Consider the following 14,960-nt stretch of genomic DNA (forward strand, 5'->3'; position numbering starts at 1 on the left):
TTCGCCGTGACGGACGAGGAGGCCACCCTGCCTCCTCGTGATTGGCCGAGGACTGAGCGTAAACTCTACAGACTCGACCTGATGAGAACTCCCAGATCGGGAATTTGCCGGGTCGTCTCAGGGTCAAGGACTCGCCCGGCGGCCTCCTTGGCCGGCAGGTCCTTGGCGGCGTCGGCGATCGTGCCCGCGACCAGGGCCGTAGCGAAGGAGGTGCCGCTCCAGACGGCATACCCGGCGAACTCGTCGCGCTCCAGGAAGCTGCTGGCCAGCCACTCCCCACGGGCGCACGCGTTGACCCAGGAGCCGTAGGCGGAGAACGGCGCCCGGTGCTCCTGCGTCGCGTCGAGCGCGGCCACGCCCACGACGTCGGGCAGCGCGGCCGGCCAGAACGGCCGGTCGCTCGCGGTGTTGCCCGCGCAGGCCACCGCGACGGTGTCCGGCAGGCCCCGCAGCGCGTCGTTCAGCAGGGGAGGCGGCCGGTCATCGAAGGTGTGACAGCCGAAGGACAGGTTCAGGATCGGGGGTGGGTTGTCGCGCAGCCGGTTCAGGGCGCGGACCACGCCCGCCTCGTCGCCGACGCCGTCCCCGTCGAGCACCCGCCACACGCGCAGCCCCGCGCCCGGCGCCTGCCGCAGCAGCAGGCCGGCCAGGAACGTGCCGTGGCCCGCCTGGCGGCCCTCGAGCAGCTCGGCGTCATCCCTCGGCTGATCCTCGTACCAGTCGCTGTCGGCCCACCACGGGTGCTCGGCGATCCCGGTGTCGAGCAGCCCCACGACGACGGGCGAGCGCCCTCTGCCCGGTTTGTACGGCACGGGCGGCGAAGGGAACGGCCGGGACGCCGGCCCGCCCCAGAACAACGGCTGTCCGGCGAGCACATGGTTGGGGGAGGCCCGGAAGCCGTGCTCCCGCAAGTCCATGGTGATCTCGATGGGGTCTACGCCAGGCGACAGATGGATCACGCAGACGCCGTCGGCGTCGGCGACGGCCTGGGTCCAGCGAGCCGCGACGGACAGCGCGCTGCGGTCGGCCAGTATCTGACCTGGCCGGATGAGCGACTCGCCGACAGATTGGATGTCCATGAGCGGGTATCTTTCCGCGCTCACCCGTGTGTCACACGCCCCTGCCGCACCAAGTTGGTATGGCCCCCCTCTGGTGCCCGGTTGCGACCGACGGTAGTCTCTCCCTAGTCACTTGTGATCATCCCGGGGCGAGGCCGTTGGGGAAGGCGCACCTCGTACCGAATCGGGAGGTCCGGTGTCTGCTTGTGGCGTGCTTTACGTCCACTCAGCTCAGCCCGCGCTGTGCCCTCATATCGAATGGGCGGTCGCGGGTGTTCTTGGCGTACCCGTGGACCTTACGTGGACGCCGCAACCCGCCGCGCCCAACGTCCTGCGGGCGCAGGCGGAGTGGGAAGGCCGCCCGGGCATCGCGGCGGCCATCACCTCTTCCCTCATGGGCTGGCAGCGCATCCGGTTCGAGGTCACCGAGGACGCGTCAGCGGGGGTCGACGGGTCCCGTCATGCCTATACGCCGACGCTCGGCGCCTTCAGCGCGGTCGTCGGGGCCGCGGGCGACATCATGATCCCCGAGGACCGGCTCCGCACCGCGATGCTGATGGCCACCCAGGGACGCGCGGTGCTGGAGGACGAGCTGGACAAGCTGCTCGGCCGGCCGTGGGACGAGGAGCTGGAGCCGTTCAGGTACGCGGGCGACGGCGCACCGGTCCGCTGGCTGCACGCCGCCGTCTGAGACACGCGGAGCTGAGACGCTGAGACACGCGGAGCTGAGACACGCGCCGCCTGACCACGTAAAAAAGGGGCCCCGCACCCATCAGGTGCGGGGCCCCTTTTCACATGCCTACAGGGGGATGTTGCCGTGGGCGCCCCTGGCCGGGGTGGCCTGGGCGAGGACCTTGGCGATCGCGCCCCGGGTCTCCTCCGGCTTGATGACCTCGTCGATCACGCCGAGCTGCTGCGCCCGCTCGAGCCCGCCCGCCAGCTTCTCGTGCTCGTCGGCCAGCCGCTGCTCCAGCTCGGCCCGCTCCTCGTCGGGGGCGGCGGCCAGCTCGCGCCGCTTCAGGATGCGCACCGCCGCGACCGCGCCCATGACCGCGATCTCAGTCGTCGGCCAGGCGAACACCTTGGTGGCGCCCAGGGCGCGGGAGTTCATGGCGATGTACGCGCCGCCGTACGCCTTGCGCGTGACCAGCGTGATGCGCGGCACCGACGCCTCGGCGAAGGCGTGCAGCAGCTTGGCGCCGCGGCGGACCACGCCGTCGTGCTCCTGTCCGACACCCGGGAGATAACCGGGCACGTCCACCAGGACAACCAATGGGACGCCGAAAGCGTCACACATACGAACGAAGCGGGCAGCTTTCTCGGCGGACGTGGCGTCGAGGCAGCCGCCCAGCCGCATGGGGTTGTTGGCGATCACGCCGACCGTCCGGCCACCGAGGCGGCCGAGCGACGTGACGATGTTCGGCGCCCACTTGGGGTGCAGCTCGATGCCCGGCTCGTCGAGCAGGCCGTTCACCAGCGGCTTGACGTCGTAGGCACGCCGCGCCGATTCGGGCAGCAGCGTGGAGAAGTCGACCTCGTCGATGCCCGTGGTGCGGACCCGGCCCTGGTGGCCGAGCAGCACGGCGAGCTGCCGCGCGCGCAGCAGAGCGTCGGTCTCGGTCTTGGTGATGATGTGGACGACGCCGCTGCGCTTGCTGTGCGGCTCGGGGCCGCCCAGCGCGGCGCTGGTGACCTCTTCGCCGGTGACGCTGCGGACCACGTCGGGCCCGGTGACGAAGATGCGGCCCGAGTCGGCCAGGATCACCAGGTCGGTCAGTGCCGGCCCGTAGGCGGCGCCACCGGCGGCGGGGCCGACGACCACGGAGATCTGCGGCACCACGCCCGAGGCCTTGGTCATCGCGCTGAAGACCCGGCCGACGGCGTGCAGCGACTCGACGCCTTCGGCGAGTCGCGCACCGCCGGAGTGCCAGATCCCGATGACCGGCACCCGTTCACGGACGGCCACGTCGTAGGCGTGCACGATGTGCTCGCAGCCCTCGCTGCCCATCGCGCCGCCCTGGAAGCGGGCGTCACTGCAGAAGGCGACGACGGGGACACCCTCGACGCGGCCCATGGCGGCGAGTACGCCGCTTCTGTCCTCAGGAGTGATCAGCCGAACCGAGCCCTCGTCGAGCAGCGCGGTCAGCCGGACGACCGGATCGCGGGGGTCGGCGGGCTCCTGATCGGAGCCCTGCGTCACGACCCGATTGTCGAGCACGGTCATTTAAGCCCCCTTAAACACGACCGCCACGTTGTGGCCGCCGAATCCGAACGAGTTGTTGACCGCGGCGAGGTCGCCTTCCGGCAGCGGGCGGTTCTCGCCGTAGACGAGGTCCACCTCGATGCCGTCGTCGAGACTGTCGAGATTGATGGTGGCCGGTACGAGGCGCTCCTGGAGTGCCTTGATCGTGAAGACGGACTCGATGCCGCCCGCGCCACCCAGCAGGTGGCCGGTCATGGACTTGGTCGAGGTGACCAGCGGGTGGGTGCCGATGGACTTGGCCACCGCCTGCACCTCGATGACGTCGCCGGCCGGGGTGGAGGTGGCGTGCGCGTTGACGTGCTTGACGTCGTGGCCGGTGATGCCCGCGTCGGTGAGCGCCTGGGTCATGGCCATGCTGATGCCCCGGCCCCCCGGCTCGGGCTGGGTGATGTGGTGGGAGTCGGCGGAGTAGCCGACGCCCGCCGCGTAGGCGTAGATCCGCGCGCCGCGCGCCTTGGCGTACTCCTCGGACTCGAGCACGATGATGCCCGCGCCCTCGCCCAGCACGAACCCGTCACGGTCGCGGTCCCACGGCCGCGAGGCGCCCTCGGGGTCGTGGTTGCGGGTGGACATGGCGCGCGCGGCGGCGAAGGCGGCCACGTTCAGGCCGTGGATGGCCGCCTCGGTGCCACCCGCGACCACCACGTCGGCGCGGCCTGACCTGATCATGTCCATCGCGTAGCCGATGGCCTCCGCGCCGGACGCGCAGGCCGATACGGTGGCGTGCACGCCGGCCTGGGCGCCGCGATCGAGACCGATCCAGGCGGCCGGGCCGTTGGGCATCAGCATCGGCACCGTGAAGGGCGAGAGCCGGTTCCAGCCCCGCTCCTTGTAGGTGTCGTAGGCGGTCAGCGTGGTCGTGATGCCGCCGATGCCGGAGGACACCACGACGCCGAGCCGCTCGGGCGCCACCTCGGGGGCGCCCGCGTCGGCCCAGGCCTCCCGAGCCGCGACCATGGCGAACTGCTCGCTGCGGTCGAGGCGGCGGGCCTCGGGCCTGGGCAGCACCTCAGTCGGATCGACCGCGGCCGTCCCCGCGAACTTCACGGGGACGGTGTCGATCCAGTCCGTGGTGAGGGCCTTGACTCCCGACTGACCGGCGAGGAGCGCCGACCAGGTCGAGGTGACGTCTCCACCGACGGGCGTCGTCGCGCCGAGCCCGGTGACCACGACACGTACCCGGTTTGCACTCACGTTTCGCGCTCCTTGTCGATCAGTTGGGAACTGAGATCAGTGGATGACTGAGGTCAGTTCTGGATGAAGGTGAGAACGTCCTTGACCGTCTTCAGGTTCTTGAGCTGGTCGTCAGGGATCTCGACGCCGAACTCGTCCTGGGCGGCCACGGCGATCTCGACCATGGACAGGGAGTCGATGTCGAGGTCGTCCACGAAGTTCTTCTCGGGGGTGACGTCGGTCGCCGGAATCCCGGTGATCTCGTTGATGATCTTGCCGAGGCCCTCGAGGATCTCCTGCTCGGTGGCAGCCATGTCGCTATTTCTCCTTTGGTTTATCTGGTTTCTGTACGGCTACCGCCGTACAAGTTCTGATGAGTACGGAACGGAGCCGTACCGGATCTTACGGAATCTCGATGACCTGACCCGCATAGGTCAGGCCGGCGCCGAAGCCCAGGATGAGCGCGAGCTCACCCGAACGCACCTCGCCACGCTCCAGCATGCGCGAGAGCGCGAGCGGGATGGACGCGGCGGAGGTGTTGCCGGCGGTCACGATGTCGCGCCCGACGACGGCCTGGTCGGCGCCGAGCTTACGCGCGATCGCCTCGATGATGCGCAGGTTGGCCTGGTGAGGCACGAAGGCGGCCAGCTCCGACGGGTCGACCCCGGCACGCTCGCACGCCTCCTTGGCCACCGGGTGCAGCGCGGTGGTGGCCCAGCGGAACACCGTCTGACCCTCCTGGTGGAGGGAGTCGTGGCGGTCGTTGATGATGATCGCGTCGGATTTGTCGCCCGAGCTGCCCCAGACTACCGGCCCGATGCCGGGCTTGTCGGAGGGGCCGACCACCGCGGCGCCCGCGCCGTCGGCGAAGATCACGGCGGTGGACCTGTCGGTCCAGTCGATCCACTGCGACAGCTTCTCGGCGCCGATGACGAGCACGTTCTTGGCCGAGCCGGCGCGGATCGCGGAGCTGGCGACGCCGAGCGCGAAGCAGAAGCCCGCGCAGGCGGCGTTCACGTCGAACGCGCCGGGCGACCGGATGCCGAGGCGGTGCGCCACGACGGCCGCGGCGTTGGGGATCTGCGTCTCCAGCGTGCAGGTGGCGACGATGACCAGGTCGATGTCGGCGGCCGACAGGCCGCTGGCGGCCAGGGCCTTGCCACCGGCCTGCGTCGCCATGTCCTCGACGGACTCGGCCGGACCGGCGACCCGGCGTTCCTTGATGCCGACCCGCGACTGGATCCACTCGTCGTTGGTCTCCATCGTCTTGGCCAGGTCGTCGTTGGTGACGACATTGGACGGCTGGTAGTGGCCGAGGGCCAGCACCTTGGCGCCCGGGGCGATGTCCGGAATCCTCATTTGGTCAGCTCCCTGGCCGCGTCGAGATCGTCTGGGGTCTTCAGCGCCACGGTCTGCACGCCCCGCAGCCCGCGCTTGGCCAGGCCGGTCAGCGTGCCGCCCGGCAGCAGCTCGATCATCCTGGTGACACCGAGGTCGGCCATCGTGGCCATGCAGCGGTCCCATCGGACGGGGTTGCTGACCTGGTCGATCAGGCGCCGCATCAGCAGGGCGCCGTCGGTGACGACCTGGCCGTCGGCGTTGGACAGCAGCTTGACCCGCGGGTCGGCGGGGGCGATGCCCTCGGCGGCCGTGCGCAGGTGCTCGACGGCCGGGGCCATGTGCTCGGTGTGGAAGGCGCCCGCGACGGAGAGCGCGATCAGCCTGGCCCGGGCCGGCGCGTCCGCCTTGAAGGCGGCGAGCTGCTCCAGCGTGCCGCCGGCGACGATCTGGCCGGCGCCGTTGACGTTGGCGGGGGTCAGGCCGTGCTTGTCGATGGCGGCCAGCACCTCGGCCTCCACGCCGCCGAGCACCGCGGTCATGCCGGTCTCGGTGACGGCGGCGGCCTTGGCCATGGCCTGGGCGCGCTCGCGTACCAGCGTCAGGGCCTGCTCGGGGGTCAGCACCCCGGCCAGCGCCGCCGTGGCGAACTCGCCGACGCTGTGGCCGGCCAGCAGGTCGGGGGTCGCGCCGAGCGCCTCGGCCGCGGCCAGCGCGGCGGCTACGAGCAGGGGCTGGGCGACCGCGGTGTCGCGGATCTCGTCGGCGTCGGCCTTGGTCCCGTACGTGATCAGATCGAGGCCCACCACCTCGGACCACGCGGTCAGTCGATCCGCGAGGCCGGGGAGTTCGAGCCAGGGTGTCAGGAAGCCTGGTGTCTGGGCACCTTGGCCCGGAGCGACGAGTACAAGCACAAAATCCACACTGCCCTGTAGAAGTCCGACACGCGGATAAGGATCCGTACGAACTTTATCCAAGGAGATTTGTAGGAATCCTACAGTGGGGGTTTCGGCGTTGTTACGTTAGGGCCCGCCAGGTAACGGCGCTCTCCGAAAGCCTGCCGAGAATCAGCCCCACCTGCAAGGTGAAGGCCGATCTGCCTTCCGTCGGCTGGTAGCCGGTCAGCTCGGTGATCTTCTTGAGCCGGTAGCGGACGGTGTTGGGGTGGACGAACAGCAGCCGGGCCGTGGCCTCCAGCGAGGTGCCCTGCTCCAGGTACGTGGCCAGCGTATCGAGAAGCGGCGTGCCGGCGAGGGGCAAGTAGACGTTCTCGATGAGCTGCTCCCTGGCGTCGTCGTCGCCGTCGAGCGCCCGTTCGGCGAGCAGGTCCTCGGCGTGCACCGGGCGGGGCGCGTCGGGCCAGCCGGACGACGCCTTCAGCCCGGCCAGCGCCGCCTTGGCCGATCTGGCGGCGGCGTGCAGGTCGGGCACCTCCGGGCCGATGACGATCGAGCCCTCCCCGAAGCGGGCCACGACCTGCTTGGCCGCGGCGTCCACGCTGTTGGCGCCGCCCACGATCACGATCAGCCGGTCGGCCTGCACCCCGGCGAGCAGGTCCATGCCGATGCGGCGGCCCTTCTCGCGCAGCCCGTCGATCACCGCGCGCGGGTCGTCCTCGGGGGCGCGGCCCGCGATCACGACGACGGGGGAGGAGGTCCAGCCCAGCGCGGCGGCCCAGGAGTGCAGCCCGTCGTCGACCTCGCCGCGCACCAGCGCGTCGACGATCAGCGCCTCCAGCCGGGCGTCCCACGCCCCCCTGGCCTCGGCCTCGCGGGCGTAGACGTGGGCGGCGGCGAAGGCCACGTCGCGGGTGTAGCGGAGCATGGCCTGCTCGAGCTGGTCCTCGCCGCCCGGCGCGGCCAGTTCGTCGGTCTGCGCCTCGACCACCTCCACGACGATCCTGACGATGTCGACGGTCTGCTGGAGCGAGATCGACCGCTTCAGCTCGCGTGGCGCGGTGCCGAAGAACTCGATGCTGGGCGTGGGCCGGTTCTCGCCCGCGTGCTGGAACCACTCCACGAACGCGGCGATGCCGGCCTGCGCCACCAGGCCCACCCAGGAGCGGTCCTCGGCGCTGAGGGCGCGGAACCACGAAAGCTGATCGTCCATGCGGGCCATGGCCGCCGTGCCGAGCGAACCCATGGCCCGCTCCAGCCTGCGCGTGGTGTCCTCCCGGGTCCGGTCTGTCACGCCTCCTAGAGTGCCAGGTCGAATCAGATGACCGCGACCGCGGTGATGAGCCCGATGGCCACATGGGTGACGGCGAGCAGCCGGGCGCCCGGCTGCAGCTCGGGCTCCTTGACCAGGTCGCGTACCGAGATGCCGACCAGCTTGTCGAAGATGAGCATGGCCACGGTCTGCACCACGATGCCGACCAGCCCGAAGACGGCGGTGCCGGCCAGGCCCTCGGTGAGCCGGCCGCCCGACGACCAGATGGAGGCCGCGACGATCAGGCCCACCGCGGCCAGCGCCGAGGTGGCCAGCAGCGTGGCGTTGGGGTTGCGCTCGGTGCGGATGACCGAGCTCAGCTTGCCGGGCGTGGCGAGGTCGATCACGTAGAAGCCGACGATCAGCAGCACGACGCCTACGGCGGCGTAGGCGGCGATGGCGCCCGCGCCGCGGGCGAGGGTCTCCAGCAGGGTCATGGGTGCTCGATTCGGTGAGGTACGAAGGAAGAGGTGTCGTCGGTGATCAGGCCTGTAGTCTCCCTGATACCCAATCCGGCGGCATTGTCGGCGATCACCCAGGCGCCGAGCACCGGCCGCTCGCCCTCGAAGTCGGGCAGGGCGTGGAAGCCCTGGAAGACGTAGCCCTCCTGGCCGTAGGAGCCGGGTGTCTCCTGGGTGCCGTCCGGCGTGACGATGCGCATCGACGCGCCCTCCCTGCCCAGGAGCGGCTTGGCGATGTAGGAGTCGAGGTCGCGGGGGCCGTCGAGGTAGGCGGGCAGCAGGTTGGGATGGTCCGGGTAGAGCTCCCAGAGGACGGCCAGCAGCGCCTTGTTCGACAGCAGTGTCCTCCACAGCGGTTCGATCCAGGTCGCGTGCCGTACGGCGTGCCGCCCGAACGGGTCGGCCAGCATCCACTCCCACGGGTAGAGCTTGAACGCCGAGCGGATCATCCGCTCCTCGACGTCGACGAAGCGGCGGTTGAGCGCGTCCCAGCCGATGTCCTCCATGGCGACGGCGACCGTGCTCAGCCCGGCCTGCTCGGCGGTCTCCTGGAGATAGGCCAGGGTCATCGCCTCCTCGCCGGTCTCGTCCATGTTCGTCCAGGCGAAGTGGATCGGCCCCGTGGGCAGGGTCAGCTCGCGCCAGCGGTCGATGAGCCGTTCGTGGATGGAGTTCCACTGGTCGCCGTCGGGATGGACGTCCTTGAGCCAGAACCACTGCGCCACCGACGACTCGACCAGCGAGGTGGGCGTGTCGGCGTTGTACTCCAGCAGCTTGGCCGGGCCGGTGCCGTCGTAGCGCAGGTCGAAGCGGGCGTACAGGTGGGGGTCACGCCGCTCCCAGGAGCGCGCCACGTCCTCCTCCGCCCAGGTGGGGATGGCGAAGTCGGCGTAGCGCCCGGTCGAGACGACGTGCTCCACGGCGCGCAGGCACATCCCGTGCAGCTCCTCGACCTGCTCCTCCAGCTCCTCCACCTCCTCCAGGGAGAAGACGTAGTGGATGGACTCGTCCCAGTAGGGCCGGGTGAGTCCATCCGGGTGGGCGGCTCGGTGGTAGGCCAGGCCCTGGCTCTCGATCGTCTTCTCCCAGCCGTCCCTGGGAGTGCCGTGTTCGCGCCGCACCGTCAGCCTCCGCCGCTGAAGCGGCTGCCGAAGCCGCCACGCTGGATGGAGTGGCCGTTGCGGCTGGAGATGTTCACGTCGGAGGGGCGGTAGCTGGTGCCGGCGCGCACGCGCGTGCCGACCCTGGTGCCGCCGTAGTACCAGTGGTACGCGCCGCGCGAACCGCCGTAGAAGTGGGTGGAGCCGTTGTCGTCATCGTCGCAGAGGGACTCGTCGACGATCTCGTACGAGCCGTCGCTCAGCTGGTTGTTCATGTCGACGCAGTCGGCGGTCACGTCGTCGTCGTTCTGGGCCGAGCAGTAGCCCACCAAGAGGACGGACACGACGCCGAGGACGGACAGGGTGATCACCTTCGACGCCTTCGACCGCTTGGGGGCCTCCGGCGGGGGAGGCGGCACGGGCGGCGAGTATCCCATCAAGCTCCTGCTTTCATTGGCCGAACAGCCTATCGGCGCAGCTCCTGCCGGTTCAATGTCTACAACCGGCGGCTTGCAATTGGGTTGGGTACGTATCAACGCATGACACCGGTCGAGGCGCTGCGCGAGATCGCCTTCCTGCTCGAACGGGCCGGCGAGCCCACCTACCGCGTACGCGCCTTCCGCAACGCCGCCGCCGTCGTCTCCGAGCTGCCCCACGACGAGCTGGTACGGCTGGCACGCGTGGGCGGCCTGACCGAGCTGCCGGGCATCGGCAAGGTCACTGCCCTGGCGGTCACCGAGGCGCTGGACGGGGAGGTGCCCACGTACCTGCGCCGGATGCGCGCCACCGAGGGCGCCGACCTCGACGACGAGACCGCGGCGCTCAGGGCGGCGCTCAAGGGCGACCTGCACAGCCACTCGGACTGGTCCGACGGCGGCTCGCCGATCGAGGAGATGGCCGAGGCGGCCGCGGCGCTCGGCCACGAGTACTGGGCGCTGACCGACCATTCGCCCCGCCTGACCGTGGCCAACGGACTGTCAGCCGACCGGCTCAGAAGGCAGCTCGACCAGGTGGAACGGCTCAACGAGCGGTTCGCGCCGTTCAGGATCCTGACCGGCGTCGAGGTCGACATCAACCTCGACGGCACCCTCGACCAGGAGCCCGAGCTGCTGGAACGGCTCGACGTCGTGGTGGCCAGCGTGCACTCCAAGCTGCGGATGAGCGGCCATGAGATGACGCGGCGGATGGTGACGGCGATCGCGAACCCGCACGTGGACGTGCTCGGCCACTGCACGGGACGGGTCGTGCAGGCGGGCGGCCGGCGGGGCCGGGTCCGGCCGGAGTCGGACTTCGACGCCGAGCTGGTCTTCGAGGCGTGCCGCCGGTTCGGGGTGGCGGTCGAGATCAACTCGCGGCCCGACCGGCTCGACCCGCCGAAACGGCTGCTGCGGCTGGCCTACGAGATGGGCTGCGACTTCGCGATCGACTCCGACGCGCACGCGCCCGGCCAGCTCGACTGGCAGCGCCACGGCTGCGAGCGCGCCGCCCGGTGCGGCATCGAGACGGCGCGGATCGTCAACACCTGGCCGCTCGCCGATCTGCTGGCGCGTCGCGCCTGAATTCTGTCGGCGCGTCACGCTTGAACCGGGATCGCCTGCCTGGTAAGGGCTTGGGGCGCGCGATTGTCGGTGGCGCGGCGTAACGTCGCGGGTGTGAACCGTACCGACCGGCTGTACGCGCTCGTCGAGGACCTGCGCGCGATCTCGCCACGCTGCCGTTCCGCCCGGGAGCTCGCCAAGCGGTTCGAGGTCAGTGCGCGCACGATCGAGCGTGATATCACCGCGCTGCAGGAGTCAGGGGTGCCGATCTACGCCGAGCCGGGGCGCAAGGGCGGCTACGCGATCGACAAGAAGATGTCGCTGCCCCCGCTCAACTTCACCCCGGCCGAGGCGGTCGCCATCGCCGTGGCGCTGAGCCGGGCGGGCGACCAGCCCTTCGGCAGGCAGGCGCGCAGCGCGCTGCGCAAGGTGGTCGCGGCCATGCCGGGGCCGGAGGGCGAGCTGGCCAGGGAGCTGGCGCGACGGGTGCAGATGGTCGCCGAGCCGCCCGAGCCGGGTGCCGAGATCCAGCCGCTGGGCGCCGAGGGCATCTCCCGGGCGATCGAGGAGGCCCTGCTGCGCCGCCGCGTGCTCAGGCTCGACTACGCCGACGCGAAGGGGGCGCTGACCTCGCGCGACGTCGAGCCCGGGGTCTACCTGGGCGGTCGCGGCGGTTTCTGGTATCTCGTGGCGTGGTGCCGCCTGCGCGATGACGTGCGGGTCTTCCGGCTCGACCGGATCGCCGCGGCCTCGGTCACCGCCGAGCGCTGCCCCGACCGGCCGCTCGAAGGGTTCGCCCCCGACGTTCCGGAGATGATCGTGCACGGCACGATGCTCGATTAATCAATCGAAAACACCGACATAGGGTTGTCGCCTGGCCGTTAGATCGTTGTCCTGTTCGAGAAACAAGGGAGACGACTATGGACAACACGGTTACCTGGTTCGAGGTCGCGACCGACGACCCCGAAGGTGCCCAGCAGTTTTACGGCGGGCTGTTCGGTTGGACGTTCGGTGCTTCCGAGGGCGGCCCGATCGACTACCGGATGATCGGCTATCCCGGTGGTGAGCAGCCCGGTGGTGGTCTCTACAACACCAAGGGCGAGCTCCCCGGCCACGCGATCTTCCACGTGCAGGTGGCCGACGTGGAGCAGAAGTGCCGTGAGACCGAGTCGCTCGGTGGCAAGGTGGTCACGAAGGTCATCGGTGATGGCGCGGGCACCGACTTCGCCTACCTTCAGGACGGCTCGGGCAACCTCTTCGGGATCTTCCACCGCAGGTGACCCGGCCGAGCGTGCACCCAGGAAGGCACCTTCCCCGCTGACCGGGCACGCGCGCGAGCCGCTCCGGCGAGCGGTCACCCGCCCTGGACACGCTGCCGACCGCCGAGTGGCGGCGCGTCCAGGGCCTCACTCCGTCATAGGGCCTCACCCGTCATAGCGAGGCGGCCGTCAGCCAGCGGTCCAGGAAGGCGCGGTCGCCGTGGACGGTCAGCGTGTCGGGGGAGCGCCTGCCGTACAACATGAGCAGCAGGTCGCTCACCGGGGCCTGGACCGCGACGTCGCCCTTCGCGTGGCCCCGCGCCCAGGTGATCAGGCCCGCCGGGCCCTGGGTGAGGGTCCATTCGCCGTCGGCGTCGCCGGCGTGGAGGTGGATCGTGGCCCCCTCCGCGCCGAGCTCCGCCAGCTGCTTGGTGACCCAGGAGGCGTGCGGCAGGAAGTCCAGGAGCTCCTCGATCCCGTCGATTGCGACCGGCGCGGCGACGACGGGCTCCACGCGGGCCGCGAGCTCGGCGTCACAGCGGTGGACGACCAGCTCGAGCACCATCCGCCGGGCCCACCAGCTCGCGCGCCGGTCGTCGCCCCAGGTCCAGACTGGCGTGTCCGGGTCCGTCGCCCGCAGCGTGGCGACCAGCTCCCGCGCGCCCGCCACCAGCCAGGCCGGATCGCCGCGCTGCCCCTCGGCCAGGCCGTTGGGCACCTGGCGGGGCCAGATCGGCTCCTGCCGCCGCGTCTCCACGATGTGGGCCACCCACCGGTGCAGGGAGCCGACGTGCGTGATCAGGTCCGCCAGGGTCCAGCCGGGGCAGGGCGGCACCGGGGTACCGGGATCGGCGCCGGTGGCCAGCTCGGCCAGCCGGGCGGTCTCGAGCTCCATTTGTGAGCAATAGTCCGTCACGCGACCGAGCCTAGATCAGACCGCCTTGCAGGAGGCACCCTTCTCGGGCACCTTGCCGGCCAGCAGGTAGGAGTCGACGAACCGCTTGACGCACTTGTTGCCCGACAGGTACGAGCCGTGCCCCTCGCCCTCGTAGGTGACCAGCGTGGCCGTCTTGAGCTGCGCGGTCAGCTTGGGCGCCCACTCGTACGGGGTGGCCGGGTCGCCCTTGCCGCCCACCACCACGATCGGCCCCGAGCCCGTCGCGTCGACGTGCCTGGCCTCATCGCTGCCCTTGACCGGCCAGACGCTGCACAGCCCGCCCGCGCCCTCGCTGCCGAACAGCGGCGACACCTTCACGGCCGCGTCCTCGGTGCGCCGCAGCGTGGCCTGGTCGGGCCGCTCGGAGGTGTCGACGCAGGTGATCGCCGGGAAGCTGGTCATCTGCGTGGAGTACGTGCCCTCCGGCGACCTGCCGGTGTAGGAGTCGGCCAGGTAGAGCAGAGCCTGCCCCTGGCCCTTGAGCGCCGCGCCGAGCGCGTTGCCCAGGAACGGCCAGGCGAACTGCGAGTAGAGGGCGGCGGCGACGCCGGTGGAGGCCAGGCCCTGGGTGAGGTCCCGATCGCCGACCTTGAGCGGCTTGGCGGCGAGCCTGCTCATCAGGCGGTCGACGTTCGCGCTGGCCGTCGCCACGTCCTTGCCGACCTCGCAGTTGTCCTTGACGCAGTCCTTCAGGAAGCTCTCGTACGCCTGCTGGAAGCCGCGGGTCTGGGCCAGCGTGCGCTGCTCGAACGTGACCGTGGGGTCGAGCGGCGCGTCGAGCACCGTACGGCCGACCTTCTTGGGGAACTCGGTGGCGTAGACCGCGCCGAGCTGCGTGCCGTACGACATGCCGAAGTAGTTGAGCTTCGCGTCGCCCACCGCGGCGCGCAGCCGGTCCATGTCGCGGGCGGCGTTGACCGTGCCGATGTACGGCAGGATCTTGCCGGAGTCCTTCTCGCAGAGCTCGGCGAACTCCTTGTTGGCCGCGTCGCCCTTCTCACGGACCTGCTCGGTGTCGGGCAGCGTGTCGAGGGACACGAACTTGTCCATTTCCGCGCCGTCGCCGCACCGCACCCCCGAGCTCCGCTCGACGCCGCGCGGGTCGAAGCTGACCAGGTCATAGCGGGTACGCAGGCTGGTGAGCGACTTGGCGGCCTGGTCGAGGGTGTCGACGCCGGAGCCGCCCGGACCGCCGAAGTTGAACACCAGCGAGCCCAGCCGCTTGCTCTGGTCGGTGGCGGGGAGCTTGATGAGCGCGATCTCGATCTTGTCGCCATTGGGTTCGGCGTAGTCGAGGGGCACGGCCAGCTTCCCGCAACGCACGGAGGTGTCCTGCCTGGCCGGTTTCTGGCCGTTGGGTCGTTTGATGTCCGTGCACGGTCCCCAGGCGATCTGCTGGGCGGCGCCGACATCCCCGTCGACGGCCGGCTTCGCCGGTGCGCTCATGCAGGCGGCGGCCGTTGTGGCCAGCGTGACAGCGGCTAGGACGCGTCGCAATTCCATCTCCCCCTCGGACTCTCAGGGGGAAGTTTTCCCCACAATACGCGAGTCCGTACCAACGGAGCGAGGTGGCACGTACCCCTCTCCAGCGTGTCGGCCAGAAAGGGCGACGCCCTCGCGGAAGA

General features: G+C 70.5%; 16 protein-coding genes. 4 read left to right on the forward strand and 12 right to left on the reverse strand.

The genetic code is table 11. The features are described from left to right. Nucleotides 1-65 precede the first annotated feature (65 nt). A complete protein-coding gene (locus tag KLK06_RS13165) occupies nt 66-1,079 on the reverse strand; it encodes a S8/S53 family peptidase (protein WP_214635704.1) in 1,014 nt (337 codons plus the stop codon). A 175-nt stretch (nt 1,080-1,254) separates the two neighbouring features. Between KLK06_RS13165 and KLK06_RS13170 the strand changes: the two genes are divergently transcribed. After that, nucleotides 1,255-1,749, forward strand: a complete 495-nt coding sequence (locus KLK06_RS13170; protein ID WP_214635705.1) for a DUF3145 domain-containing protein — start codon at nt 1,255-1,257, stop codon at nt 1,747-1,749. A gap of 108 nt (nt 1,750-1,857) precedes the next feature. Here the strand turns inward: KLK06_RS13170 and KLK06_RS13175 are convergent, their stop codons facing one another. The 9 genes from KLK06_RS13175 to KLK06_RS13215 form a co-directional block, all read right to left on the reverse strand. Further along, nucleotides 1,858-3,282: an acyl-CoA carboxylase subunit beta gene (locus KLK06_RS13175; RefSeq protein ID WP_214635706.1), complete on the reverse strand. Its 1,425-nt coding sequence runs from the start codon at nt 3,280-3,282 to the stop codon at nt 1,858-1,860. Next, entirely contained in the window at nt 3,283-4,515 is a 1,233-nt protein-coding gene (locus KLK06_RS13180) for a beta-ketoacyl synthase (RefSeq protein WP_214635707.1), read from the reverse strand. Nucleotides 4,516-4,568: 53 nt separating this feature from the next. Continuing rightward, the gene (locus KLK06_RS13185; protein WP_214635708.1) at nt 4,569-4,808 is read right to left on the reverse strand and encodes an acyl carrier protein; all 240 of its coding nucleotides are present in this window, start codon (nt 4,806-4,808) and stop codon (nt 4,569-4,571) included. Between the two features lie 88 nt (nt 4,809-4,896). Beyond that, complete coding sequence (locus KLK06_RS13190; RefSeq protein WP_214635709.1) at nt 4,897-5,853, reverse strand: beta-ketoacyl-ACP synthase III; 957 nt, start codon at nt 5,851-5,853, stop codon at nt 4,897-4,899. Further along, on the reverse strand, nt 5,850-6,746 hold the full coding sequence (locus KLK06_RS13195; RefSeq protein ID WP_214635710.1) for an ACP S-malonyltransferase: 897 nt from the start codon (nt 6,744-6,746) through the stop codon (nt 5,850-5,852). The genes KLK06_RS13190 and KLK06_RS13195 overlap by 4 nt, the downstream gene beginning before the upstream one ends. Before the next feature lie 103 nt (nt 6,747-6,849). Then, entirely contained in the window at nt 6,850-7,974 is a 1,125-nt protein-coding gene (locus KLK06_RS13200) for a CdaR family transcriptional regulator (RefSeq protein WP_214636156.1), read from the reverse strand. Nucleotides 7,975-8,045: 71 nt separating this feature from the next. After that, the gene (locus KLK06_RS13205) at nt 8,046-8,477 is read right to left on the reverse strand and encodes a DUF350 domain-containing protein (protein ID WP_214635711.1); all 432 of its coding nucleotides are present in this window, start codon (nt 8,475-8,477) and stop codon (nt 8,046-8,048) included. Beyond that, nucleotides 8,474-9,622 carry a glutathionylspermidine synthase family protein gene (locus KLK06_RS13210; RefSeq protein ID WP_214635712.1) on the reverse strand — a complete coding sequence of 383 codons (1,149 nt, stop codon included), beginning with the start codon at nt 9,620-9,622 and terminating at the stop codon, nt 8,474-8,476. The genes KLK06_RS13205 and KLK06_RS13210 overlap by 4 nt, the downstream gene beginning before the upstream one ends. Nucleotides 9,623-9,624: 2 nt before the next feature. After that, a complete protein-coding gene (locus tag KLK06_RS13215; RefSeq protein WP_214635713.1) occupies nt 9,625-10,038 on the reverse strand; it encodes a hypothetical protein in 414 nt (137 codons plus the stop codon). Nucleotides 10,039-10,140: 102 nt separating this feature from the next. Here KLK06_RS13215 and KLK06_RS13220 point away from each other — a divergent pair, with 102 nt between their 5' ends. The 3 genes from KLK06_RS13220 to KLK06_RS13230 all read left to right on the forward strand — a co-directional run bounded on the left by KLK06_RS13220 (nt 10,141) and on the right by KLK06_RS13230 (nt 12,419). Further along, nucleotides 10,141-11,160, forward strand: coding sequence for a PHP domain-containing protein (locus KLK06_RS13220; protein ID WP_214635714.1), 1,020 nt, complete (start codon nt 10,141-10,143; stop codon nt 11,158-11,160). A 93-nt stretch (nt 11,161-11,253) separates the two neighbouring features. Further along, nucleotides 11,254-11,982 carry a YafY family protein gene (locus KLK06_RS13225; RefSeq protein WP_214635715.1) on the forward strand — a complete coding sequence of 243 codons (729 nt, stop codon included), beginning with the start codon at nt 11,254-11,256 and terminating at the stop codon, nt 11,980-11,982. A 77-nt stretch (nt 11,983-12,059) separates the two neighbouring features. After that, nucleotides 12,060-12,419 carry a VOC family protein gene (locus KLK06_RS13230; protein WP_214635716.1) on the forward strand — a complete coding sequence of 120 codons (360 nt, stop codon included), beginning with the start codon at nt 12,060-12,062 and terminating at the stop codon, nt 12,417-12,419. 151 nt (nt 12,420-12,570) lie between these two features. Here the strand turns inward: KLK06_RS13230 and KLK06_RS13235 are convergent, their stop codons facing one another. Both KLK06_RS13235 and KLK06_RS13240 read right to left on the reverse strand, forming a co-directional pair. After that, nucleotides 12,571-13,293 (reverse strand): maleylpyruvate isomerase family mycothiol-dependent enzyme, encoded by a 723-nt coding sequence (locus tag KLK06_RS13235; protein ID WP_214635717.1) that lies wholly within the window; start codon nt 13,291-13,293, stop codon nt 12,571-12,573. A gap of 36 nt (nt 13,294-13,329) precedes the next feature. Beyond that, nucleotides 13,330-14,832, reverse strand: coding sequence for an alpha/beta hydrolase (locus KLK06_RS13240; RefSeq protein WP_214635718.1), 1,503 nt, complete (start codon nt 14,830-14,832; stop codon nt 13,330-13,332). Nucleotides 14,833-14,960 lie beyond the last annotated feature (128 nt).

Origin of the sequence: Nonomuraea sp. NEAU-A123 (assembly GCF_018603905.1) — a bacterium.
In the GTDB taxonomy this organism is placed as follows: domain Bacteria; phylum Actinomycetota; class Actinomycetes; order Streptosporangiales; family Streptosporangiaceae; genus Nonomuraea.

Bases quoted from the DNA above. Each gene is read 5' to 3' on its own strand.
- KLK06_RS13165 (WP_214635704.1), bottom strand. From the start codon at position 1,079: ATGGACATCCAATCTGTCGGCGAGTCGCTCATCCGGCCAGGTCAGATA.
- KLK06_RS13175 (WP_214635706.1), bottom strand. From the start codon at position 3,282: ATGACCGTGCTCGACAATCGGGTCGTGACGCAGGGCTCCGATCAGGAG.
- KLK06_RS13185 (WP_214635708.1), bottom strand. From the start codon at position 4,808: ATGGCTGCCACCGAGCAGGAGATCCTCGAGGGCCTCGGCAAGATCATC.
- KLK06_RS13190 (WP_214635709.1), bottom strand. From the start codon at position 5,853: ATGAGGATTCCGGACATCGCCCCGGGCGCCAAGGTGCTGGCCCTCGGC.
- KLK06_RS13200 (WP_214636156.1), bottom strand. From the start codon at position 7,974: ATGGGTTCGCTCGGCACGGCGGCCATGGCCCGCATGGACGATCAGCTT.
- KLK06_RS13205 (WP_214635711.1), bottom strand. From the start codon at position 8,477: ATGACCCTGCTGGAGACCCTCGCCCGCGGCGCGGGCGCCATCGCCGCC.
- KLK06_RS13215 (WP_214635713.1), bottom strand. From the start codon at position 10,038: ATGGGATACTCGCCGCCCGTGCCGCCTCCCCCGCCGGAGGCCCCCAAG.
- KLK06_RS13220 (WP_214635714.1), top strand. From the start codon at position 10,141: ATGACACCGGTCGAGGCGCTGCGCGAGATCGCCTTCCTGCTCGAACGG.
- KLK06_RS13230 (WP_214635716.1), top strand. From the start codon at position 12,060: ATGGACAACACGGTTACCTGGTTCGAGGTCGCGACCGACGACCCCGAA.
- KLK06_RS13235 (WP_214635717.1), bottom strand. From the start codon at position 13,293: ATGGAGCTCGAGACCGCCCGGCTGGCCGAGCTGGCCACCGGCGCCGAT.